Genomic DNA, 21,979 nt, shown 5'->3' on the forward strand with positions numbered 1-21,979 from the left:
AACGCCCGCCCCGGGCGCCCCCCGCGCCCCCCCGTGCACCTCCCACCCTCACACCCCCCCCCCCCCCCCCCCCCCCCCCCCCCCCCGGCCGGGGCCCCCCCCCCCGGGGCCGGCGGCCGTGCACCACACGTACAGGCACCACAGGAAGCGGGGTGGCCCCGCGGCGTCGTCGTGGACGGGGGCACCCGGCCGACCGGGAGCCCGTCCCGCACTCAACCCGCCGGCGGGACGTCGGGTGGGCCGAGCCGGGTGAGGGCGGCGTACAGGAGCCTCTCGGCGAGATCGGCAGTGTGCAGGGTGTCGGCCTCCGTTCTGAACGATCCTTCGGTGGAGGCCGGGGCAAGGGTGAGGTCGAAGATCAGGTTGTCGGCCCGCGCCTTGACGATCACCACGCCCGTGTCCCCCACCTTCGTGATGGCCTCGTCGCCCAGCCCGACCACATGGTGGAGCAGCCGCGAGCTCCAGGGGAACGGCTTGGGCTCCAGCAGGTACTGGACGGTTCCCTCGAAGTCCGACTTCGCGCGCTGCGTGCCGTTCTCGCCCAGGAGGGGTTCGTGGGCTTCCACCTCCAGGGACACGCTCGGCCAGTCGCGGGCCGGGTCGCGCTCGTGCGACCACTCGCACTGCGCATGCGTCGTGAACTGCCCCTGGACGAGGTCTCCGCCCAGGACCTGCTGGAAGTCGGCGGCGGTCAGCAGCGTGCACGCGGAGGGCAGGGTGCGCGGTCCCGGTGGGGCCGGAAGACGCTCCACGACGGTGCTGATGCCGCTCGCACCGACGAAGAGGAGGGCGCCCACCGTTGTCGGGCCGGCCACCCGCAGGGCCCGGTGTGCCCGTCGGGGTGCGACGGCAGGGACGGCCCGGCGGATGGGCACGTATTCGCCCCGAGCGGCGAGGCGCTGCTGGAGGCTGAGGTGGCCGAACCGGTAGGACGCACCGTTCTGGCGCAGGATGCCGCGGCGGTGGGCCACGTCCACGAGTCCGGCCACGTCCCAGGGGAGGCGCGAGGTGAGCCAGGGCCAGATCCTGCCCGCGGTGTAGGCGCTCGACGCCGACAGCGTCACTCCGAGGAGCACGAGGGCGACGACCGTGGCGCCGGTGGCGACGGCCCAGTCACCCGCCTCCACGGCGTAGCCCCTGCGCTGCCGTGCCGCCAGCAGGATGACCGGCAGCCCGCAGAATCCGGCTGCCTGCCACGCCCAGGGGCCGCCGCAGGCGATGTTCACGAGTCCCAGCGAGGCCGCCGTCGCCCGGCGGTCGGCGCGCAGCGCCTCGCGGGCGCCGGCTGTCGTGGTCGCTTCCTGTCTCGGAATCCCGGGACCGAGGGCGATGACGAACAAGGCCGCCGGGATCGCCAGGAAGCTGCCCAGGACCAAGCCCGCGGCCAGACCCCCGCACAGGAGCGAGCCCACCACGACCAGCAGGAACTCCGCAGGTGACGTCGGGCGCCGCAGGCGCCGCGGGGCGGCGGGCACCGCGAACACGAGCCCGAGAACGGACAGCAGAGCCACCGACGCACCCGCCGCCCAGAGGGGGAGCTCCGCATCGGACACCTCGGCCCACAGGGCCACCCGGTCCGCTCCGAGCGGCAGGTACCGGACGGCGCCGACCGCCACACCGAGTGCGAGCGCCGCGCCCACCGCCCGGCCGACGGCCTGTGACACCCGCCCGAGCCGCCACCAGGCCAACTCCTGCTCACCCCGGGACTCCATCCGCGCGGCGAAGTAGGACAGGTATCGCTGGGTCTTCTCCGGCCGGTCCGCGTAGAGGGCGGGCACCAACTGGTCCAGCAGGTGCTGCTCGATCGCGGCGGTGTCCGGGAACCGCCGGGGGTCCAGCAGTTCGGCGGGACTGCGTCCGGTGTCGCTGTAGGCGGCCCGTGCGAGGGCCACCCCAAGGGGAGTGGACAGCGCCCCGCGCACCGTCCGGGCCTGCGGATCGGGCCGGGGCCCGGCGAGTCGGGCGAGCACCGGGTCCCAGACCGAGGCCGCCGCGGTACCGGCACTGTGGCGCAGGTAGCGGGCCGCCTCCTCGAACGGCAGGACCTGCAGCTGCAGCGCCGCCGTCCCCGGCAGCGCCGAGCCGGTGTCCCGGCTCGCCGCGTCGTACTCGTCGATCCGGCTGGTCATGACGAAGCGGTCCGACGGGCGCAGCTCCCTGCGCAAGGCCTTCAGCGCCACGGAGCGAGCGCCGGGCCGGATCTCGTCGAAGCCGTCGAGGACCAGCAGCAGCCGCCCGGCGGCGAGCAGTTCCCCGGCGAGACGGCCACCGACGACACTGGGCGCGGCCAGGGCCGGGTGGTCGGTGGCCAGGCGCCGAACCGCCCACGTGGCGAAGCTCTGCGCGGTCGGGTTCCACGAGGCGAGCGGGAGGATCACGGGGACGGGGGCGCCGGACTGCCGCTGGGCGAGGTGGTCCAGGACCAGGCGGTGGGCGAGGACGGACTTGCCGCTCCCGGCCGGTCCGAGGACGAGCAGGCGCCCGGAGGGCACGCGGGCGTACAGGGCGGCGACGGTGCGGGGGTCCCCCGAAAGGTCGAGTGGTTCGTCGGACCGGCCCGCGCGGATGTTGGCCCAGTGGTCCGAGTGCGATGCCGAGGCGAGCCAGTGCACGGCGAGCGGCTGCGGGTGGTTGAGCCGGCGGGCGGCCTCCTCCCGCTCGCACTGGGCGCGCACCTCGTGGGCCAGGCGCTCCGCGGCCTCGTCCAGCTGCCCGGCGAGGCGCCGGCGCAGCTCCGGGCTGCTCCGCAACCGGGCCCGGCGCCGCCGGTGACGTCCGATCCGCAGTGCGAGCGCCGCCACCACCGCGAGAGCACTCGCCGCTGCGATGTGCCGCACGAGTGCGCTCCGGTCGCCGGCCGGCTGTTCGCCGGGCAGGAGGACCAGCAGCACGCCGAGCACGACCAGCGTGACAACCAGGGTGCTCAGGTCGGCCCTGACGCTGATGTTGATGTCCCGGGCCGCCTGGAAGACCCGTGCGCGACCGCGCGCGGACGCCTCCAACCGGGTGACGTGCGGCGGGGGAGCCTCGTCGCCCGGAAGGCTCATGCACCCGTGATGTGCTGGTCCCGGGCGGCCATGAAGACCCGCGCGTGGTCATGGGCCTCCGCGCGCATCACGACCTCCGAGGACCCCTCCTGTCCCTGCGCGGGCAGCGCCGGCAGCAGGTGCTCGTCGAGGAGGCTGCGCAGCTCCTCGGCGAATCCCGGAACGGTGCGCAGGAGGTGCTGGAGCTGCAGACGCCACGGCGCGGCCAGAGCCTCCTCGGTGCCCGCGTCCTCGGCCGCCCGGGCGGCCAGCACCTGGCGGCGCAGGACGTCCAGGTCGCTCCCCACCTCGTCGGCGTGCTCCGGCCGGACCCTGTGCCACAGTGCCACCGTCGCCGAACGCGCCTGCTGCCAGGCATCGGTCGCCATGGCGCCGACCAACGCGGAACCTGCCGCCAACACGAGCGGATCCACCCCGACCACTCCTGACCAAGCCGCATGACCAACCACGCCGTCGTGGCCCCCACCTGAGCCCACGACCCCGGGCCCGGGGCACCACTCTAGGCGCGTACCCGTTCGTGCGCCCGGGAATTCCCCGAGACCGCTGAATGCTGCCGATCTCGCCAACTGCAGCTCCGGAAAAGGCGGTTCGGATCTGCGGCTGCCCCGGGCTCCTGCCGTCCCCGGATGCCGGCGGGACCACTGCGCACGGCGCGGTGAGCGGCGCATTCGCGTCGGCCCCGGCCTCCGGCAACACCGCTCCTCGCGATGCGCCCCGGGCGTCGACCCTCCACCTACCATGCTTCGCCTGCTACATTGCCATGCATGGTACCTGGCATCGCACACCACGAGGGCGGCGCGGACGCAGCGGACGGGCCGGTCGCGACCCAGCTGCGCAAAGGCGTGCTGGAGTACTGCGTCCTGGCACTGCTGCGCGACGGCCCGCGCTACGGGGTCGAACTGCTGCAGGAACTCGGCCGCTTCCCGATGCTGGCAACCAGCCAGGGCACGATCTACCCCCTGCTGTCCCGCCTGCGCCGCGCCGGACTCGCCGACACCTTCCTGCGCGACTCCGCCAGCGGACCGTCCCGCCGCTACTACACCCTGACCGAGGCCGGCCGCACCGCACTGGAGGAGTTCACCGCCCTGTGGCCCGCCTTCCGCGAAGCCGTCGACCACGTCCTCACCCCGGGAGAGACCCCGTGAACGACCCCGTGAACCCCGTGAACAACCCCGCCGAGCATCCTCTGGTCCGCGCCCACCTCGACGCCGTCGACCGCTGCACCGCACCCCTGCCCGCCGAACGCCGCCACGAACTCCTCGCCGACCTGCGCGAACACATCGAGACCGCCCTCGCCGAGCACGACCCCGCCGACGAGGACGCCGTCCGCCACGTCCTGGCGCAGCTCGGCGACCCCCGCCGGATCGCCGACGCCGCCCTCGCCGAGGACGGCCGCCCCCGCCCCGAGCCCGAGACCGCCCGCCGCACCACCCTCACCCTCCTCCTCGCCGTCCTGCCGCTGCCGCTGCTCCTCGTCCCCGCGATCGGGCCCGTCCTCGCCCTGGTCACCGCCGTCGCCGCCGCCGTCAGGGTCGCGAAGTCCGCCCAGTGGACCCGCCGGGAGAAGACGCAGGCCACCCTGCTCCTGCTCAGCCCGCTCCTGCTCACCCCGCTGGCCGCCGGCGTCGTCGCCGTGTCCTCCTCCCACGGCCTGAGCCCCGCCGGCGTCCTCGTCGCCTGCGCGGTGGGCTTCTGCCCCACCCCCGTCGCGGCACTGCGCCTGTCCCGCTCCGCCACCCGCCTGCGCACCGCCGCCACCCTGACCGCATGACACCCGGCCCGGCGATCTCCAGTACAGAAGAAGCGGGAAGTGTACAGTTCTGTACATGAGTGACACCCTGCCGATCACGGAGGCCCGGGCATGCCTGGGGTCGCTGGTGCGGCGTGCTTCCCACGCCCGCGAGCGCATCACCATCACCGACCACGGCCAGCCCGCCGCGGTCCTCATCAACCCCCAGGAGCTCGCCGAGCTGGAGGACGCCCTCGCCCTGGCCCAGTACCGGGTGCGGCAGGCGGCGGGCGAGACGACGGGCGTGCCGCACGAGCAGGTCCGCGCCCGGCTCGGCCTGGGGCCCTCCGCTTGAGCTGCACGATCATCTGGGACGAGCCGGCCGTCAACGCCGCCGCCCGGTTCCTCAACGACGACCCCGAGGGCCTGCGGCAGGTCATGGACGCCGTCGACCTGCTCGCCGACTCCCCACGCCCGGCAGGCACTGCGGAGTGCGGCTCGCCCGACCTGCGCAGGATGCACATCGGACGCCACCGCGTGCTGTACGAGATCACCGGGACCACCGTCACCATCGTTGTGATCCACCTCGGCCGCATCGGCTGACCGTCCGGCGTCGGACAAAGTGGGCCGGGGATGGTCTGGGCGGTGTGGCCGTCGGGCCCGCCCGGTCCCTTCACGGCCCCGTTCACCCCTTTCCCCCCGGCCCGGGGCGCAGCGCCCCGGGCCGGCGTGAAGGGGGCTCAGTGGTGGGCGGGGACCGGAGCGGGGCGGCCGGCGGCCTCGCGCCCGGCGGCCTCCTGCGTGGCCCTGCCGGTGGCCCCGCGGGCTGGGGTGCGGCGTTCCAGGGCGGCGGACCAGAGGGCGAGGGCGAGGGCGGAGGCGGCGAGCAGGGCGCCGACCCAGTTCGGGGCGGTGTAGCCGAGGCCGGCGGAGATGACGGTCCCGCCGAGCCAGGCCGCCAGCGCGTTGCCGAGGTTGAACGCGCCGATGTTCACGGCCGAGGCCAGGGTGGGGGCGCCGTGCGCCTGGTCGAGGACGCGCTTCTGCAGCGGCGGGACGGTGGCGAAGCCGAGCCCGCCGACCAGCAGGACGGTGACCGCGGCCATGGCCTTGTGGTGGGCGGTGAGGGTGAACAGCGCCAGCACGAGGGCGAGTCCGCCGAGCGTGACGTACAGCAGCGGCATCAGATTGCGGTCGGCGAACCGGCCGCCGATCAGGTTGCCCAGGAACATGCCGACGCCGAACAGCACCAGCAGCCAGGTGACCGCGCCGTCGGAGTAGCCGGCGACGTGGGTCATCATCGGGGCGATGTAGGTGATCGCGGCGAAGACGCCGCCGAAGCCGAGGACGGTCATCGCCATCGCGAGCAGCACCTGCGGGTTGCGGAACGCGGTCAGCTCCCGGCGCAGGTGGGCGCCCTGCGGGCGCGGGACGGCGGGTACCAGCCTGGCGACGCCGAGCAGGCCGACCACCCCGAGCGCGGCGACGCCGGCGAAGGTGGTGCGCCAGCCGAAGGTCTGGCCGACGAAGGTGCCCAGTGGCACGCCGACGATGTTGGCGACGGTGAGCCCGGTGAACATGGTGGCGATGGCGCCGGCCTTCTTCTGCGGGGCGACCAGGTCGGCGGCGACGACCGCGCCGATGCCGAAGAACGCGCCGTGGGCGAGTGAGGCGACGATGCGCCCGGCGAGCATCACTCCCAGGCTCGGGGCGAGTGCGGAGAGCAGGTTGCCGACGGTGAACAGGCCCATCAGCAGCATCAGCATCGTCTTGCGGCCGGTTCTGGTGCCGAGCACCGTCATCAGCGGAGCGCCGAGGACGACGCCGACGGCGTAGCCGGTGACCAGGAGTCCGGCGCTGGGGATGGACACGCCGTAGTCGCCGGCGATCTCGGGCAGCAGGCCCATGATGACGAACTCGGTGGTGCCGATCCCGAAGGCTCCGATGGCCAGGGCGAGGAGCGCGAGGGGCATGACGCGACCTTCCATGCGATTGCTACTGCGTCTTACGTGCTTCGACAATAGTTGCACGCGCGCCATATTGTCCATCGCGGTTATTTCCGGGTGGGGCGTACCCTGGACTCCTGTCGTCCCCGGGCGTCCCCGGATGTCCACCGACGTCGCCCCCCGGCGCCGTCCCCGGAAGGAGGCCCGCGCCCATGACTGCCACGGACCCCGCGCTGACCGCCCTCGCCAGCGGCTGGGCCGCCCTCTCCCTCCTGCACGGCCGGATCGAGGCGCACATCGAGCGGGCCCTGCAGTCCCGGCACGACCTGAGCGTGCGCGAGTATGCGCTGCTCGACGTGCTCAGCCGCCAGCACGACGGCGTGGGCGGGCACCTGCAGATGAACCAGGTCGCCGACGCGGTCGTTCTCAGCAAGAGCGCCACCACCCGCCTGGTCACCCGGCTGGAGGACCGCGGCCTGCTCGCCCGCTACCTGTGCCCCACCGACCGCCGCGGCATCTATACCGACGTGAGCCCGGCGGGCCTGGAACTGCTGGAACAGGCCCGGCCGACCAACGACGCCGCCCTGCGCGAGGCGCTCGACGACGCCGCTCGCAACCCCGAACTGGCACCCATGGTCAAGGCCGTCGAAGCGGCGGACCCCTCGCCCGCACCCCCGCGGTCCTGAACGCAACCACCCGGCCGGGCGCCACCCGCAAGCCTGCACGGCGTGTCGAGAGGCATGCACGCAATGGAGGGTGCCCGGACGCTTCCAGGTCTGGATTCAACGCCGTGTAGATAGAGCCTGCGGATGCGCCGGTTGGGCATGAGGCCGGCCAGGACTCGTCGGCCGATGGTGCCGACGAGGTCGATGACGGTGTCCGCGATGACACCCGCGGCCTGGATGACCAGGTCGCGGGCGGTGTTCAGGGCAATGGTGAAGCTGGCCCGGTCGGGATCGATACAGGGTGCCGGTCTGCGCGAGCGCCTCGTCGACCATCTCGAACGGGACGATCCGGGTCAACTCGCCGAGATGGCCGGGCGCGAAGAGCCCTGCGGAAACCACAACCTCGCGAGAGATGACAGACTGAGCACGCACGGAGGTCCTGGCCGAACAGTGATCTTGGTCGACACGGTTCTGGCAGGAACTCCGTCCCATTTCGGGCGACTTGACGTAGCCACCCGAGGCTCTGTCTGCACGGCGTCGCTACTGGATCCGCCACACGGGCGGGAGAGGGACGAGGACCCGGGGGGAAGATCGGCGCAGACCGGTCGAAGCCGTCCATCGGATCCTGGCGGTCCTCGTCCTCGGCCTGCGGTGGCGTTCGGTCGCCTCGTCCGGGGCGCGGCCGTCTGCCAGGGCGGTGCGCCGGGGGTGCCGCGCGTCGTGCGCCGCCCCCGGCGCACCGGTCGGTGGGATCAGTAGTGGCCGAGGTAGTAGCCGCCGAAGCCGCTGCAGCCGAAGCCCCAGCGGGCGCCCGCGAAGTAGCCCGCCGGGATCGGCGAGTTGGAGCAGACGAGCAGGCCCACCTTCGCGACCTGGTGGTACCAGGAGCCGACCCCGTGGCAGCCGGGGACCACGTAGCCGGTCACGACGTAGCCCGGGACGATCGGGGAGCCGCCGCAGGTCCAGATCCCGTCCTTGGCGAGGCTGTGCTGCCAGGCGCCCATCCCGTTGCAGCCGTAGCTCAGGTAGTCGGTGAGGACGTACCCCGAGTAGATCGGGGAGCCGCCGCAGCTGTAGAGCCCGTCCGCGTCCGGCTGCTGCCACCACGAGCCCCAGCCGCTGCAGCCGTCCTTGTTGTAGGCGGTGTTGACGTATCCGTCCGGGATGGCGGCGCCGGAGCAGGCCCACTGGCCGCCGCTGCTGAGGTTGGCCGGCTGGGCGGCCGCGCTCGACGTGCCGGTGGCGGTGCCCGCGAGGACGAACGAGGCGATGAGCGCGAGGGCGCCGATGGTGGCGCCGATGCCGCGGCGGACGACCGCGCCGGCGAGGCGCTTCCACAGGTGACGAGGATGCATGATCGGTTCACTCCAGTCCTGGCGGCGGGCATGCTTGATGCCCGCGGGGAGGGGAAAGGGCCGAGCGGCGGGGCGGGCCTCACCCTAGTGTGGAGATCATGCGCATATCCGATGTTCTGACTGTGAAGGACTCAACTTGGCCGGAACATGTACGCTCCCGCCCTGTCGAGAGTGCTCCGGTCGGCGGGCATCACGCGAGACGGCGAGGAGGTGCTCGCCGGCCGGCTACGGGCCGGCAGGAGCGCGGGCCGCGACGCCGCCGGGCCGGCCGGCACCGACCGCAGCAACGGCACCACCGTGGAAGGCAGTTCACCGAGGAACGCCAGGGTGGTCTGCCGGTCCTCGATCTCCGTCCCATTTCCAACCAGGGCTACAGCACCTGGCTCTGATGGCGGGGCCGCCGTAGGGGGCGGCGCCGACGTGCGGGGAGTCGGCCCGGCCGATGCGTCCGGGTCGCCCTCCCGGCCGTGATGCGGGCGGGAGTGGGAAGTTGAGGGACTTCCCGCTCCCGCTGCTTCGCCCCGCCGCTCCGGCGGGGCGTTCGGGGCCACCCCGCCCACGAGCCGCCCGCCCACGCCCCCACCGGCCTGACGAACAGTCACCCACGGCCACAGTGACGGAAAGCAGCGCCGGGGAGGGCCCGAACCCGGCGCCAAGCCCGACGGTGCCAACCGGTTCACCGGCGCCCGACGACCCCTACGGCCGGACGCCGTCGATCGCGATCCGCAGCTGCCGGGGACCGCGCAGCACCGCGTTGGTGCGGTACGGCGGCGGGTCCTCCACCAGCCGCGGCCGCTCCAGCCGGCGGGCGAGCTCGGACAGCGCCAGCTGCGCCTCCAGCCGGGCCAGCGGCGCCCCGAAGCAGCTGTGGATGCCGCTGCCCAGGCCCAGGTGCTGGATGTCCACCCGGTCGGGGTCGAAGCGGTCCGGGTCCGCGAACCGCTTCGGGTCGCGGTTGCCGGCGGCCAGCATCAGCCAGAGCGCGGACCCCTTGGGGATGGTCGTGCCGGCGACCTCGATGTCGGTGATCGGCGTGCGGCTGGGCAGCATCTGCACCGGCGGCTCGTACCGCAGCAACTCCTCCACCAGCGGCACCGCCAGCCGCGCGTCGGCGCGCAGCCGCTCCAGCACCTCCGGGTGGCGCAGCAGGGTGAGCATGCCGTTGGTGATCAGGTTGACGGTCGTCTCGTGGCCGGCGATGAGCAGGAGCGCGGCGGTGCTGAGCACGTCCATGTTGCTCAGCCTGCCCTCGGGGCTGTCAGCGGTGGCGAGTTGGGAGAGCATGTCGTCGCCGGGCTTCTTGCGGCGCTCCTCGATCAGGCCGTTCAGGTAGAGGCCGAGCTCGATGCGGGCCTGCTGGGCGACGCGGTCGCGTTCGGCGTCGTCCTGGTCGGGCTGCGGGTCGAGGGTGGCGACGAGGGTGTCGGCCCAGCTGTGGAAGCGGCTCTCGTCCTCTCGGGGGACGCCCAGCAGACGGCAGATCACGGTCACCGGGAACGGGTAGGAGAAGCGCTCGACCAGGTCGATCTCGTCGCCGCCCAGGGCGTCGATCAGGTCGGTGACGATGGTCCGCAGCTCGCCGCGCATCCCGTCGATGCGGCGGGGGCTGTGCGGCGGGCCGAACGGGCGGTTGGTGATGGCCCGCAGCCGGTCGTGCTCGGGCGGGTCGAGCCGCAGGAAGTTCGGCGGCAGCGTCCCGCCGTCGTCGTCGTCCCCCTGCCCGGACAGCACGGTGGCGGACGCCGTCCGGTAGCGGCGCTCGGAGCTGACCCGCGGATCGTGGAGCAGCGCGAGCACCTCGTGGTAGCCGCCGACCGCGTAGGCGCCGGTCTCGTCGTGGTGGACCGGCTTCTCGCGCAGCCGCTCGTACAGCGGGTACGGGTTGTGGCGGTTGGAGTAGTCGGTGATCTGCTGCAGCAGCGAGAGGTCGGTCATCGGGGGGTCCTCGGGTTCGTGGGGCACCGCGCGCGTCGCGTGGGCGGGGCCTGGTCCACAAGACAGGCCCCGAGTGCCGGTCAGGCCCGGCCGGGGGTGAAGCCGACGGTCCGGTCGGCCGGGGAGTAACCGCTGACAGTGACCGTGGGGCCGTGCGTGGGCACGGACGGGTCGGGGAAGCCGGCCGGGCGCGGCTCGCCGCCCTCCCGGGGCCGGTCCATGGTCGGGAACGCGGGCGGGAACGGCGCGGTGCGCTCGATCAGGTCCTCGTAGAACGGGAGCCAGCGGCCGTGGTCGAAGGTGACCGCGCCGATCACCCGCCCCTGGTGCCCGTAGACGGCGGTGAAGCGCCGCTCGGCGAGCGACCCCTGGGTGACCATGATCTCCTCACCCATCGACGGCACCCCGACCGACTTGATGTTCACCCCGAACTGGGAGGACCAGAACGCCGGCACCCACAGGTGCGGCAACCGCTGCGGAGCGGCGCTGATCATGTTGTGCGCGGCGATCTCCGCCTGTGCGACGGCGTTGCCCCAGTGCTCCAGGGAGAGGAACTGGTAGCCGAACAGCGGGTGCGGCGACCGCGCCACGTCGCCGGCCACGAACACGTCGTCGGTGACGATGCCGCGCACGTCGAACGCCCGGCAGCCGGCGTCGCAGGCGATCCCGCGCGGGCCGGCGCCCAGCCCCGAACCGGCGAGCCAGTCGGTGTTGCGGATCGCCCCGAGGGAGACGACCACGACGTCCGCCTCGACGCTCGTGCCGTCCGACAGGGCCGCCGAGCGGACCCGGCCCGACGCGTCACCCTCCAGGGCGGTGACGGTGACCGAGCACCGCAGGTCGACCCCGGCGTCGAGGTGCATCCGGGAGGCCACGTCGCCGATCACCCCGCCCAGCGCACCCACCAGCGGCGCCGACCCGCGCTCGGCGACGGTGACGGGCAGGCCGCGCTCCCGGCACGCGGAGGCGATCTCCGAACCGGTGAACCCGGCGCCGATCACCAGCACCCGGCGCGGCCCCGCCTCCAGCCGGCGCCCCAGCGCGGCCGCGTCGTCGCGACCGCGCAGCACGAACACGCCGTCCAGGGCGGCCTGCGCCTCGAACGGCCAGGGGCGGGCCCGCACCCCGGTCGCGATCAGCAGCCGGTCGTACTCCACCTCGTCGCCGTCGGCCAGCCGCACCCGCCGCGCGGCCATGTCCAGCCCGGTCGCCGCGTTGCCCAGCCGCCACTGCGCGTCCACCTCCCGCCGGCGCGGCAGCGCGGTCTGCTCGGCGGACGCCAGGCCCAGCAGCACCTGCTTGGACAGCGGCGGCCGGTCGTACGGGCCGTACGGCTCGTCGCCGACCACCGTCAGCGGCCCCGCGAAGCCCTTGTCCCGCAGCGTCTCCGCCGCCCGCAGCCCGGCCAGGGAAGCGCCCACGATCACGATGCGGCCCTCGCGCCGCAGCTCCTCCAGCCAGCCGTCCCGGTTCACCGCCCACCACCCCCGTGGCCGCCGGCGCCGTCGGCGAGCGCACCGGAGGGCAGCGTGCGCGGCTCGTCCTGCCCGTCGTCGAGGAGGATCGCCTGCACCGGACAGGCCGCGACCGCCTGCACGAGCCGCTCCCGCTGCTCGGCCCCGGCCTGCGGGACGTAGAGCAGCGCCTCGTCCCCGTGCATCCGGAAGACGTCGGGCGCCAGGAACGCGCACTGCGCGTACCCCTGGCAACGATTGAGATCAACGACCACCCTCACCGGGGCACCACCCTCACCAACGCGGTCACCGTCCACGTCAGCCTCCGCCACCCCGCCCGCCCCCGCCCGCCGAAGACCCCCATCGAGTGACCCAGGCCGTGGCGGCCCGCGGCGGGGGCCGGCTGCGGGGGCCGGCGTCACACGTGCGCGTCGCCCACGCGTGTGGTGCCCAGGCGCGCGTCGCCCACGTGCCCCAGCAGGAGCATCGCGTCGTGGTCCGGACTGCCCGGCTCGGCCTGGTAGACGATCAGCCGGTGGCCGTCGGTGCGGGCGACCTCGTACGCCTCGTAGCCCAGCGTCATCGTCCCGGTGCCCGGATGGGTGAAGTGCTTGCGCCCGCTGGTGCGGCTGCGCACCTCGTAGCGCTGCCACAGGGCCGCGAACTCCTCGCTCTTGACGACGAGTTCACCCACCAACCCGGTGACGTCGGGTGCATCCGGGTACCGCCCGGCCGCCGCGCGCAGATGGGCCACCGTGGCCGCGGCGACGTCCTCCCAGTTCCCGTACAGGCTGCGCGCGGCAGGGTGCAGGAAGGTGTACCGGGCGGTGTTGCGGCGCGCCTCGGGCCACTCCTCGATGCCGGGCAGCAGGAGCAGGCCGCGCGCGTTGGCCGCCAGCAGGTCGTTGGCCCGGCTGAGCACGTACGCGGGGCAGGGGTCGACGATGTCCAGCATGCGCAGCACGTCCGGGCGCAGCGCGCGCGAGGGCGCCGCCGCCCGGGAGCCCGCGGCCGCGCCCGGCCGGGGCGCCCTGGCCAGCTCGGCGAGGTGGCGCTGCTCGTCCTCGTCCAGCCGCAGCACCCGGCCGACCGCCGCGAGGACCGCCGCACCCGGCCGGTGCTGCTTGCCCTGCTCCAGCCGCCGGTAGTACTCGATGCTCACGCCCGCGAGCAGCGCCACCTCCTCGCGGCGCAGGCCCGTCGTGCGCCGGCGCCCGGTGGTCGCCGGCAGTCCGGCCTGCTCGGGCGTGACCCTGGCCCGCCGCGTCCGCAGGAACTCTCCCAGCCCGGGTGCCTTGTCGATGTCCACCTGATGATTATGACGATCACTCAGCCGGCCGGGAGGCGCCCCGGGGGCCCTGCGAGGGCCCCCCTTCGGAGGGTGTCCCCGAGTGGCGGCCCGGCTGCGCAGACTGGTCCCCGACGGCGCCGAACCGCTCAACCGGGCGGTCGCCGGACGGAACCGGGTGAAAGGGAGCACGGAGATGGCGAACGTTGCAGTGGTGGGGCTCGGGATCATGGGCCGGGGCATGGCCGAGAACCTCCTGAAGCACGGGCACACGGTGACCGTTTGGAACCGCACCCCGGCCAGGGCCGCCGAACTCGCCGACGCGGGAGCCACCGTGGCGGCCACCCCGGCCGAGGCCGCGGCCCGCGCCGACGTCGTCTTCGAGGTGACCGCCGACGACGCCTCCTCCCGCGCCGTGTGGCAGGGCCCTGACGGTATCCTGGCCGGCGCCCGCAGCACGACCGTGCTCATCGCCTCCGCGACCCTGTCGGTCGACCGGATCGAGGACCTCGCCGCCCGGTGCATGCAGCAGGGCCTGCCCTTCTACGACATGCCGCTCACCGGCGGAGCCGTCGCCGCCCGCACCGGGACCCTGGTCCTGCTCGCCGGCGGCGACGCGGACGGCCTGCCCGCCCTGCAGCCGGTGTTCGACGCGATCGCCCGTGACGTGCGGCACTTCGGCCCGGCCGGCGCGGGCACCCGCTTCAAGCTGGTCCTCAACGCCCTGCAGGCCGTCCACCTGGCGGGGTTCGGCGAGGCCCTGCGGCTGGCCGAGGCGGCCGGTCTGGACCCGCACCAGGTCGGCGAGGCCCTGCTCGACCGCCCCGGAGGCGTGGTCACCCGACTCGCCTGGGACAGCTACCTCACCCCGCCCGAGCCGCTCAACTTCTCCGCCGCCTGGGCCCACAAGGACCTCTCCTACGCGGCCCGCATGGCCGACGGAGCCGGCCAGGACCGCCACCCCCTCCTCGATGGCGTCCTCTCCCTCTTCACCACCGCCCTCGCCGAGGGCCGCGCCCACGAGGACTGGAGCACCGTCAACCCCACGGCCGCACGCTGACGATTCGGGGCCTCCACGAGCCTTCTGCAGCTGTTCAGGGCCGCAGATGGGCCACCGCCGCCCCGTCGACCGGGTACGGGCGCTCCACCGGCAGCAGCGCCCGGGCGGCGTCCACCTCCCCGGCCCGGACGCGGGCGTGGACGGCGTGGGCCAGTCCGGTGACGTCGGTGATGGAGACCGTCCACTCGTCCGCGTAGCGGCGTGCGGCCTCACCGGCGAGGCCGAGCTGCAGCGAGCGGTGGGCGAGCGGCTGCAGGTGCAGATCACGCTCGGGATCCCACTGCACCCGGGCCGGGGCCCGCTTCAGCTCGCGCTTCCACGCGGCGCGGTCGCTGTGGAGCCCGTGCTCGTAGTGGGACAGGCAGGCCTGCTCCAGCGCCCACTCGAAGCCCTCCCGGGTGATCTCGACGGCGAGGACGGTCTCCTGCCCCTCGCCGGTGGCCCACCCGGAGCGGTACATCATCCACAGGAACGACGGCTTCACCCAGGTCATCCGGTCCCGCTGCCACGCCGGAGGGAAGCGGCCGTCCCGGGCCGCGGGCAGCCCGATCTCCGGCCGGTAGGCCTGGTAGAGGGTCACCGTGGAGGCGGTGTGCAGGGCGCGGATCTGGTACTTGAGCTCGGTCACGCCGCCCAGCGTCGCCACCCGCCCAGGGCATGCGCCAACGAATTACCGCCCCGGCCCGGCCACCCGGGCGGCGGGACCGTCATCCACCGCCCGCGCCACCCGGGCTCAGGCATTCGCCCGCCCCCGCGTGGCGCAGACGCAGGACCCGCGCATCCGTCAGCCTGGAGTGGTCCACGCCCTCCGGGTCCCGGTAGGCCTCCCGCTCGATCGCGTCGAACCACTGACAGGACGGACACTCCACGGCGTCCACGGCGGGCCTGGCAGGTGTGCGGCGGGCAGCGATGGCGGCGCCGATCGCGTCGGGGTGCGGGCCGGCGGCCGTCGACCGCTGTGAACTGGTGGTCATCGCTCAACTCCTGTGCCGATCAGCGTCATCGGCAGGAGGCTAGGCGGACGGGATTCGCCGACGCGGGCGTGATTCTCGAATATTCCGGTACCGGCCGGCACGGTTCGCGGGGATTCTCAGCAGTTCCCCAGCGGCCTGCGGCACCGGGCGACGATGCGGTGCGCGTCCGCGCCGTAGACGGCCGCGCCGGCCAGTGCCTCCCACACGCGCAGGTACAGCGCCACGTTGTCCGCCTGGTCCAGCCACAGCTCCGCGTGCCAGTCCTCGGCGACCACGAGCCGCTCGTCGTAGATCCAGAAACCATTGGCGGGCGGCAACGTGAGGCAGGCTTCCAGCGGCACGATGCCCAGGGAGACGGTGTCCAGCCCGATCACGCCGCTGAGCCGGTCCAGCTGCGCGGCCAGCACCGCCGGTGGGCAGACGAGAGCGCGCAGTGCGGCCTCCCACATGACGATGCGGTACTGCTTGCCCGGCCGGTACAGGCTCTCCTGCCGCTGGACGCGCGCCCGTACGGCGTCCTCGACATCGCGCGGCGACCGGTGGAGGTCGACGTATGCACTGAACACGTGCCGGGCGTAGTCGGCGGTCTGGAGCATGCCGACGATCATGGAGCCCTCCCAGGCGCGCATGACGCTCGAACGCTCGTACTCGACGGTCAGCGCGTCCTGCACCGGCCGGTGTCCTGCAGCCAACTGACGCCGCCAGGAACGGGATTGCGACTCGAACGCCCGTAGCCTGGCCAGCAGCTCAGGTGCCACGCGGGGCTGACCGACACCCTCCGCCCACGCCTTCAGGTCGTCGCGCGTGGCCGTCTGTCGACCGGTCTCCAGCTTGCTGACCTTGGACTGCGTCCAGCCCAGCCGGTCGGCCAGTTGCCGGCCCGTGAGACCGCCCTCGGCGCGCAGCTCACGAAGCCGCAGGCCGAGGGCGATTCGGGCGTGTCGGAAGTCGGTGCTCACATGCCGGACGGTACCCGAGCGCCGAACTCCCGGTGCGGGGTGGCGAAGTGCCAGGCAGCGTCCCGCGCCTGGCAGGCACGGGCCACCCGGACCGGGTCGGTGACCAGCTCCACGCCGGTCATGTCGTCGTCCTCGTCGAAGTGCAGCAGCGCGATCACGCGCGAGTCGAACAGCCAGGCATCCTCGGCCGGCAGGCCGAGGCGGTCGGCGTCCGCGCGCCAGAGGTACCGGATGTCCTCCCCGGCGGCACAGTTCCGCTCGGCGTTGTCGAGCAGGTACCGCTGCCCCGGCGTGGGCGGGTCGTCCATGATCCTGACCCGCTCGAACCGCTTGCCCAGAGCCGCTTGTTCGCGGCGCGAAAGGCACCAGGGGTCCTCCAGGTCCCATCCGGCATCCTGCCCGGCGGCGAACCGGCGATAGGTTTCCTCCCGCTCGTCCGAGCGGTACCGGCGACGGGTCTCCAGCCGAAACGCCGTGTGCCGGAAGCTCTCGAACATGCCGTCGAACTCTCCGAAGCCGATCAGCGTGGGCTCTCGGTCCACGTCGCGCGGAGCGAAGTCGGCGAGCAGCACGCGCGGCACGACCACGAATCCTTCGCCCGGCTTGACGTTGCGGAGTTGGGCCACTTCGTCGGGGTCGGTCACGGCAGCGCCCTGCACCAGGACATCCCCCGTCTCGACGTCCTCGTAGAGCGTCGGGCATCCGTTGTTCCCCGAGTTGCTTCCGATGTATCGCAGTCGTCGGCTCACGGCCGCTCCCCTCGCCGCCGGTCGGGCCGAACCAGGATGCCCTGGGACGGCCCCGAAGCGAGCGCCCGATTCTCGAATATTCTCCCGCGTCGGCCGAAAGCTCCGCCTGCCTGCCGGCGCTGCGGCTCAGCGACCGCGCCGGGCGCGTGCGGCTGTGGCGAGGGCGGCCAGGGCGGTTGTGGTGGTGAAGATGCGGTGGTGGTCGAGGTGGACGGGGCCGGCGTCGGCGACGGTCCACGGCCGGTGGACGGCCGGTGCGGTCAGCCGCAGGTGGGCCGACGACGGCCAGGAACCGTCGCGGTCCTGACGGTCGATCAGTTCGCCGAGCACGTCGTGCGGAGCGGCGATGCCCAGGGCGAGCCGGCAGCGCAGCAGCAGCGCGGATTCGAAGGCGCCGTCCGGCACGTAGCGGCGCACCGCCTCGCGCGTCGGCGCGAGTGTGCGTGCGAGGGGCCCGGCCGCGAGGTGCGAACGGGCCGGGCCGGTCAGGAAGTCGAGGCAGAGGGCCGTCGGGTAGAGGGGGGTGAGCCACCAGTACGGACGCCACAGCCCGTCGTCGCCGCGCTGCCCCAGGAGCCAGGCCGCGGCCTCGCCCCCGCCCGCGCCGAGGGCCTCGACCGCCGCACCGGTGACGTCGGCGGTCGGCGCGTTCCACGCCAGGCCGGGCAGCGATCCCGGGGGATAGGTCGCGACACCGCCGCCCGGGTGCCGGCAGCGCCGCAGCAGGGCCAGGGCCCCGGACGGGACGGGCAGGCCGCGCGAACGCAGCGCCCGCACCGCCAGCGCGGTGGAGTCCGCGTCGTCGTCGCAGGCCCCGTTGTACCCCCACCCTCCCCCCGGGGTGCGCGCCGATCGCAGCCACCCGAACGCGGCGCGCTCGGCGCCGGCCACGGGGCCGCCGCGAAGCCGGGCGGGCAGGCCGCCCAGCCGGTCGAGGACGTAGGCCGTCACCCACGTGTCCGCCACCCCCACGGGCAGCCGGTAGTCACTCCAACGGCCTTGGCACTGCGCCCCGTTCAGCCACTGCAGGCCGCGCCGGACGGCGGCCGCCACGTCCGTGGCCACCGGTTCCAAGGGCCTCGGCGAGCCGGGGCCCGAATGAGCCCGGGGTGGCAACGCCGAAGCGGGCGGCGGCGGTTCGAGGTACACGTTGACGTGCCGCGACCCGTCGGGCTCGTGGCCGAACCCGACGTAGCGGACCACGTCGCCGCGCCCCTGCGCCGGCGCCGCAGCGCCCAGGGCGGCCCAGGTGGCGTCGAGCCCGGCGGGATCGAGGCCCAGCCGCCCCAGCAGCCGGGCCGTCCCCCGCACGACCGGCGCGTCGCCCGAGGTCCACCGGGTGACGGCGAGATCGGTCTTGAGGGTGAACACACCGTCGGCGGGGTGCGCTTCGAGGGTCAGCACGAACGCCCCGTCCGGGTAGGCGGCCCGGTCCGGCTGCGGAAAGGCGTCGAGCAGCTCGCGCACGGCCGGCAGGTGGGCCTGCGCCCCCAGCGCCGTGTACCAGCGCTGCAGCCAGGCCGCCGTCACGCCCTCCGACCGGAAGTACGCCTTGACCCGGCCCGGCTCGCCCCCCGGGGTGATGTCGACGGCGAGGGCCACCGGCCACGACCGGTCCGACACCTGCGACGACAGCTCGCACAACCGCTCCAGGGAGCGCTCGCGCCCCAGGGACCTGAGCACCCACCCGATCCGCCGCCACCGGTCGAGCGGCCGGTCCCGGCGCAGGTTGAGGTAGGGCTTGAGCGCGACGGCCCCGCCCGACGCGCCGACCCCCGTCCACAGGGCGCTGCGCCAGTGCGCCGGCCAGTTCCGCCCGTCCGGCAGGACGGCGGGCAGGACCTGCGCCGTGAACCAGTGCGGGACGCCGGGCAGGCCCAGGACGCGGCAGGCCTGCCCGAGCCGGTCCAGCGACACGTCCAGCCGCTCACGGGCCGACGTCCCCGGCGTGCCGGACTCGCACAGGAACCGCACGGCCGGTGCCCGCGCGGTACCGAAGCAGGCCGACCACTGGAACGGCAGGCCGTTGGCGTTGATCCGGGACAGGCCCGGGTAGGAGTCGGCGGTCGCGCGGTCGAGCGACTCCCGGGTCAGGACGTCGAACACGGCGCCGAGCCGCTCGGCCGTCGTGCGGGGCAGGCGGGCAGCCGCGGTCAGCGACCGCAGCTGCCCGCCGACCAGCCGGTCCAGCCGGTCCAGCCGGTCCGACCGGTCCGGCCGGTCCGGCCGGGGCGTCGTGGAGATCGGGACCGGCATGTTGTCAGGGGATCCACTCGTCACAGAAGCCACGCGTCAGGGGACCCGCTCGATGATCTCGATGGAGCCGTCGACGCCCCGCAGCCCGGAGGAACCGGTCTGCCCGGTGGCCCCGGGAGCGCCCTGGGCACCCTCGTTGTTCCCTCCGCCCGGGTCACCGCCGATCCCGCCCGCACCGGCACCGCCGCCGAGCCCGCCCGGGCCCCCGGCCGCGGTGCCGTTCACCGTACCGGTCGTGATGGTGTCGGCCACGATGGTGATGTTGCCGCCGCTGCCCCCGTCACCCCCGTCACCACCCCGGCCGCCCGCTGCTCCCCGGCCGCCGTTGCCGCCGTCGCCGAGCGCGTCGCCCTCGTCCGCGGGCTCCCCGCCGTCCCCGCCCCGGCCGCCGTCCCCGCCCCGCCCACCGTCGCCGCCGCGGCCGCCGCGGCCCCCGCTGGTGTTGACGTGGACGCCGACGACGAAGTCCTCGACCTCCAGGACGATGTTGCTGCCGTTGCGGCCGTCACCGCCGGTGTTGCCGTCGGCCCCGGACTCCCCGTTGCCACCGGTGCCACCGTCCCCCGGATCGTCGTCGCCGTTCCAGTGGTTGACCCCGGCCCGGCCGACCTGACCGGTCGCGCCGCCCGCCCCGGCGGTACCGGCGAGCCCGTCGACGCCGTCGTCACCGGGTGCATTGATGTCGGGCATGGTCGCCCCTTTCCTCGTACGTTCAAGTCGTGTGTGTGCTGGGGGACGCCGGCCACGCCCGCCGCGCGGCCGGCCACGCGGCTACGAACCGTCGACCGAGACGGCGCTGATCTTCACGCTGCCCCGGCAGACGATGCGCCCGCTGCCGTGCATCCGGATGCGCTGCGCCATGAGCGCGTGGGTGTTGGCCGACAGCGTGAGCGTCGCGCCGTCGGCGATGTCGATGTCCCCGGCGGTGAAGACGGAGATGACCGGCTTCACCTCCAGCAGCCACTGGTCGATGATCGGGCGCCACTGCTTCAACGACGCCGTGTTGGCCGTGTGGACGTACTCACGGGCGGCCAGATAGGCGAGGCGACGCGCCTCGGCACGGGCGTTCGGATCCTTGACCTTCAGGTCCTCCGGACGCAGCAGACGCTTGGTCAGCTCCGGCACGCGGGCGGCCAGCAGGTTCTCGGCACGGCTGCGGCCGTCGGGCACGTTGACGGGCCCGAGGAGCTTGCGCACCTCGTCGATCGACTGCGGCCGCACCTGGCGGTAGCCGGAGGCGAACCGCGGGGAGTCCGGCGAGAGCACGAGCTTCTCGTTCGCCTCCAGCCGCAGGGCCTGCGGAGGGCCGGCGGCGCCGTCGGGGCCGCCGGACGATGCGCTGGTGGATGACGTCATGAGGGTCCTCCCTCGTGGGGTTTCAGACGTGGCCGCAGCCCTGGCCGGTGGGAGCGGAGCCTGCGCCGCCCGCCGCCGGCGGTCGGAATGCCGACGCGACGTACCGACGCGACGTACCGACGCGACGCGCCGGCTCGCCCGAGGCGATGCCCGCCCGGGCGCTCCGCCCGGGGCGACGCCGCCCACGCCCGCAGCGACCGCTGCGGCCGCCGGGCCGTGGCCACAGTCAGCATGGACCCGTTCGTCTCCGAACGCAGCGCCGGACGCCACCGCGACCGCACCCTGACCACCCCCGGCGGACCCCGCCCGCACAGGCACCACCCGCGCCGCACCCGGCTCGGGCACCGGCCCCCACAGGCACTCCCACAGCCCGCCCCCGGACCGCACCACCACCCCCCGCAGGAGCCCCGCCACGCTGCTCCTCGCGAGTGACGGAGAGCCCGACCGGCCGTCCCCGGGCGTCCCGCCGCCCACACCGGGGACCGGACACCACGAGGCGTCAGGCGTCAGACGCCGGCCGGAGCAGCCCGCCGACGGGCGCTGTCGTACCCGCCTGCGTCGATCACCGGCATGACCGACCACGACGACCTGCTGCGCCGGGTCGCGGCGCACGCCCGCCGCGAGTGCGGGCCGCTGCCGCCGGTGCTGCGCCACGGACATCGCCGAGGCGCAGCACCGGCTCGGATTCGCCCTTCCCGCCCTGCTCGGGCGGCTCTGCACCGAGGTCGCGAACGGCGGCTTCGGCCCGGACCACCGCCTCTTCCCGCTGACCGGCGAGGGCCGGACGGCCGTCCGCACCTACCGCTCCGAGTACGGCGGCCCAGACCGGTCCGAGGCCGGCCCCGACCGGGGCCGGCCCGGGGACGACCGGCCGGCGGCTCACTGGCCGCGCGGGGTGCTCCCGATCCTGGACCGGGGCTGCGGCATGTACGCCGCGGTCGACTGCCTCCGGCCCGACGCCCCCGTGCTGCTCTTCGAGCCGAACGCCGGCCCCCGGGACTGGGCCCGGGCGTGGTTCCTCGATGCGCCCTCGCCGGCCCACTGGCTGGAGGCCTGGCTGTCCGGCACCGGCTGGTGGGAGGAGGACGTGATGCCCGCCCAGGACGCCGCCGAGCCGCAGCCGTGGCCGGACGCGGCACGGCGGCTCCGCCCGCACTCCTGACGCCGCCGCAGGCCGGCCGCCGGAGCGGATCCGGCTTGCTCCGG

Annotated in this window: 22 protein-coding genes; 7 read left to right on the top strand and 15 right to left on the bottom strand. The window is 74.3% G+C overall.

Features of this window, described 5'->3' with window-relative positions:
- Positions 1-212 precede the first annotated feature (212 nt).
- A complete protein-coding gene (locus tag ACIPSC_RS21270; RefSeq protein WP_400827509.1) occupies positions 213-3,047 on the bottom strand; it encodes an NACHT domain-containing protein in 2,835 nt (944 codons plus the stop codon).
- Complete coding sequence (locus ACIPSC_RS21275) at positions 3,044-3,415, bottom strand: hypothetical protein (RefSeq protein WP_400827510.1); 372 nt, start codon at positions 3,413-3,415, stop codon at positions 3,044-3,046. Before ACIPSC_RS21275 ends, ACIPSC_RS21270 begins: the two co-directional genes overlap by 4 nt.
- A gap of 396 nt (positions 3,416-3,811) precedes the next feature.
- On the opposite strand from ACIPSC_RS21275, the gene ACIPSC_RS21280 reads away from it, so the two are divergent.
- From ACIPSC_RS21280 to ACIPSC_RS21295, 4 genes are read left to right on the top strand one after another with little or no spacing between them, the layout of a single operon-like run.
- The gene (locus ACIPSC_RS21280) at positions 3,812-4,192 is read left to right on the top strand and encodes a PadR family transcriptional regulator (protein ID WP_400827511.1); all 381 of its coding nucleotides are present in this window, start codon (positions 3,812-3,814) and stop codon (positions 4,190-4,192) included.
- Positions 4,189-4,818 carry an HAAS signaling domain-containing protein gene (locus ACIPSC_RS21285; RefSeq protein WP_400827512.1) on the top strand — a complete coding sequence of 210 codons (630 nt, stop codon included), beginning with the start codon at positions 4,189-4,191 and terminating at the stop codon, positions 4,816-4,818. Before ACIPSC_RS21280 ends, ACIPSC_RS21285 begins: the two co-directional genes overlap by 4 nt.
- 55 nt (positions 4,819-4,873) lie before the next feature.
- Entirely contained in the window at positions 4,874-5,131 is a 258-nt protein-coding gene (locus ACIPSC_RS21290) for a type II toxin-antitoxin system Phd/YefM family antitoxin (protein ID WP_400827513.1), read from the top strand.
- On the top strand, positions 5,128-5,379 hold the full coding sequence (locus ACIPSC_RS21295; protein ID WP_400827515.1) for a type II toxin-antitoxin system RelE/ParE family toxin: 252 nt from the start codon (positions 5,128-5,130) through the stop codon (positions 5,377-5,379). The genes ACIPSC_RS21290 and ACIPSC_RS21295 overlap by 4 nt, the downstream gene beginning before the upstream one ends.
- 137 nt (positions 5,380-5,516) lie before the next feature.
- On the opposite strand, the gene ACIPSC_RS21300 is transcribed toward ACIPSC_RS21295, so the two are convergent.
- Positions 5,517-6,749, bottom strand: coding sequence for an MFS transporter (locus ACIPSC_RS21300; protein WP_400827517.1), 1,233 nt, complete (start codon positions 6,747-6,749; stop codon positions 5,517-5,519).
- Positions 6,750-6,934: 185 nt separating this feature from the next.
- Here ACIPSC_RS21300 and ACIPSC_RS21305 point away from each other — a divergent pair, with 185 nt between their 5' ends.
- A complete protein-coding gene (locus ACIPSC_RS21305; protein WP_400827518.1) occupies positions 6,935-7,408 on the top strand; it encodes a MarR family winged helix-turn-helix transcriptional regulator in 474 nt (157 codons plus the stop codon).
- 731 nt (positions 7,409-8,139) lie between these two features.
- On the opposite strand, the gene ACIPSC_RS21310 is transcribed toward ACIPSC_RS21305, so the two are convergent.
- The 5 genes from ACIPSC_RS21310 to ACIPSC_RS21330 form a co-directional block, all read right to left on the bottom strand.
- Positions 8,140-8,742, bottom strand: coding sequence for a hypothetical protein (locus ACIPSC_RS21310; RefSeq protein ID WP_400827520.1), 603 nt, complete (start codon positions 8,740-8,742; stop codon positions 8,140-8,142).
- A gap of 696 nt (positions 8,743-9,438) precedes the next feature.
- Positions 9,439-10,677, bottom strand: coding sequence for a cytochrome P450 (locus ACIPSC_RS21315; RefSeq protein WP_400827521.1), 1,239 nt, complete (start codon positions 10,675-10,677; stop codon positions 9,439-9,441).
- A gap of 80 nt (positions 10,678-10,757) precedes the next feature.
- Positions 10,758-12,152 carry an NAD(P)/FAD-dependent oxidoreductase gene (locus ACIPSC_RS21320; protein WP_400827523.1) on the bottom strand — a complete coding sequence of 465 codons (1,395 nt, stop codon included), beginning with the start codon at positions 12,150-12,152 and terminating at the stop codon, positions 10,758-10,760.
- Positions 12,149-12,412 (bottom strand): ferredoxin, encoded by a 264-nt coding sequence (locus tag ACIPSC_RS21325; protein ID WP_400827524.1) that lies wholly within the window; start codon positions 12,410-12,412, stop codon positions 12,149-12,151. The genes ACIPSC_RS21320 and ACIPSC_RS21325 overlap by 4 nt, the downstream gene beginning before the upstream one ends.
- A 137-nt stretch (positions 12,413-12,549) precedes the next feature.
- Entirely contained in the window at positions 12,550-13,440 is an 891-nt protein-coding gene (locus ACIPSC_RS21330) for a helix-turn-helix transcriptional regulator (protein ID WP_400827525.1), read from the bottom strand.
- 175 nt (positions 13,441-13,615) lie between these two features.
- Between ACIPSC_RS21330 and ACIPSC_RS21335 the strand changes: the two genes are divergently transcribed.
- Positions 13,616-14,479, top strand: a complete 864-nt coding sequence (locus tag ACIPSC_RS21335; RefSeq protein ID WP_400827526.1) for an NAD(P)-dependent oxidoreductase — start codon at positions 13,616-13,618, stop codon at positions 14,477-14,479.
- A gap of 34 nt (positions 14,480-14,513) precedes the next feature.
- Here ACIPSC_RS21335 and ACIPSC_RS21340 read toward each other — a convergent pair whose 3' ends face one another.
- The 7 genes from ACIPSC_RS21340 to ACIPSC_RS21370 form a co-directional block, all read right to left on the bottom strand.
- Entirely contained in the window at positions 14,514-15,107 is a 594-nt protein-coding gene (locus ACIPSC_RS21340; protein WP_400827527.1) for a DUF4291 domain-containing protein, read from the bottom strand.
- A 79-nt stretch (positions 15,108-15,186) separates the two neighbouring features.
- The gene (locus tag ACIPSC_RS21345) at positions 15,187-15,453 is read right to left on the bottom strand and encodes a hypothetical protein (protein ID WP_400827528.1); all 267 of its coding nucleotides are present in this window, start codon (positions 15,451-15,453) and stop codon (positions 15,187-15,189) included.
- 116 nt (positions 15,454-15,569) lie between these two features.
- Positions 15,570-16,412, bottom strand: coding sequence for a helix-turn-helix domain-containing protein (locus ACIPSC_RS21350; protein WP_400827529.1), 843 nt, complete (start codon positions 16,410-16,412; stop codon positions 15,570-15,572).
- Entirely contained in the window at positions 16,409-17,161 is a 753-nt protein-coding gene (locus ACIPSC_RS21355; protein ID WP_400827531.1) for a DUF6879 family protein, read from the bottom strand. Before ACIPSC_RS21355 ends, ACIPSC_RS21350 begins: the two co-directional genes overlap by 4 nt.
- A 126-nt stretch (positions 17,162-17,287) precedes the next feature.
- The gene (locus ACIPSC_RS21360) at positions 17,288-19,417 is read right to left on the bottom strand and encodes a hypothetical protein (RefSeq protein WP_400827532.1); all 2,130 of its coding nucleotides are present in this window, start codon (positions 19,415-19,417) and stop codon (positions 17,288-17,290) included.
- A gap of 36 nt (positions 19,418-19,453) precedes the next feature.
- On the bottom strand, positions 19,454-20,107 hold the full coding sequence (locus ACIPSC_RS21365) for a hypothetical protein (RefSeq protein WP_400827533.1): 654 nt from the start codon (positions 20,105-20,107) through the stop codon (positions 19,454-19,456).
- An 81-nt stretch (positions 20,108-20,188) separates the two neighbouring features.
- The gene (locus ACIPSC_RS21370; protein WP_400827535.1) at positions 20,189-20,773 is read right to left on the bottom strand and encodes a hypothetical protein; all 585 of its coding nucleotides are present in this window, start codon (positions 20,771-20,773) and stop codon (positions 20,189-20,191) included.
- 700 nt (positions 20,774-21,473) lie between these two features.
- On the opposite strand from ACIPSC_RS21370, the gene ACIPSC_RS21375 reads away from it, so the two are divergent.
- Positions 21,474-21,935, top strand: a complete 462-nt coding sequence (locus ACIPSC_RS21375) for an SMI1/KNR4 family protein (protein ID WP_400827887.1) — start codon at positions 21,474-21,476, stop codon at positions 21,933-21,935.
- Positions 21,936-21,979: the final 44 nt, after the last annotated feature.

The sequence above is a fragment of the Kitasatospora sp. NPDC090091 genome (genome assembly GCF_044747365.1).
GTDB lineage: Bacteria > Actinomycetota > Actinomycetes > Streptomycetales > Streptomycetaceae > Kitasatospora.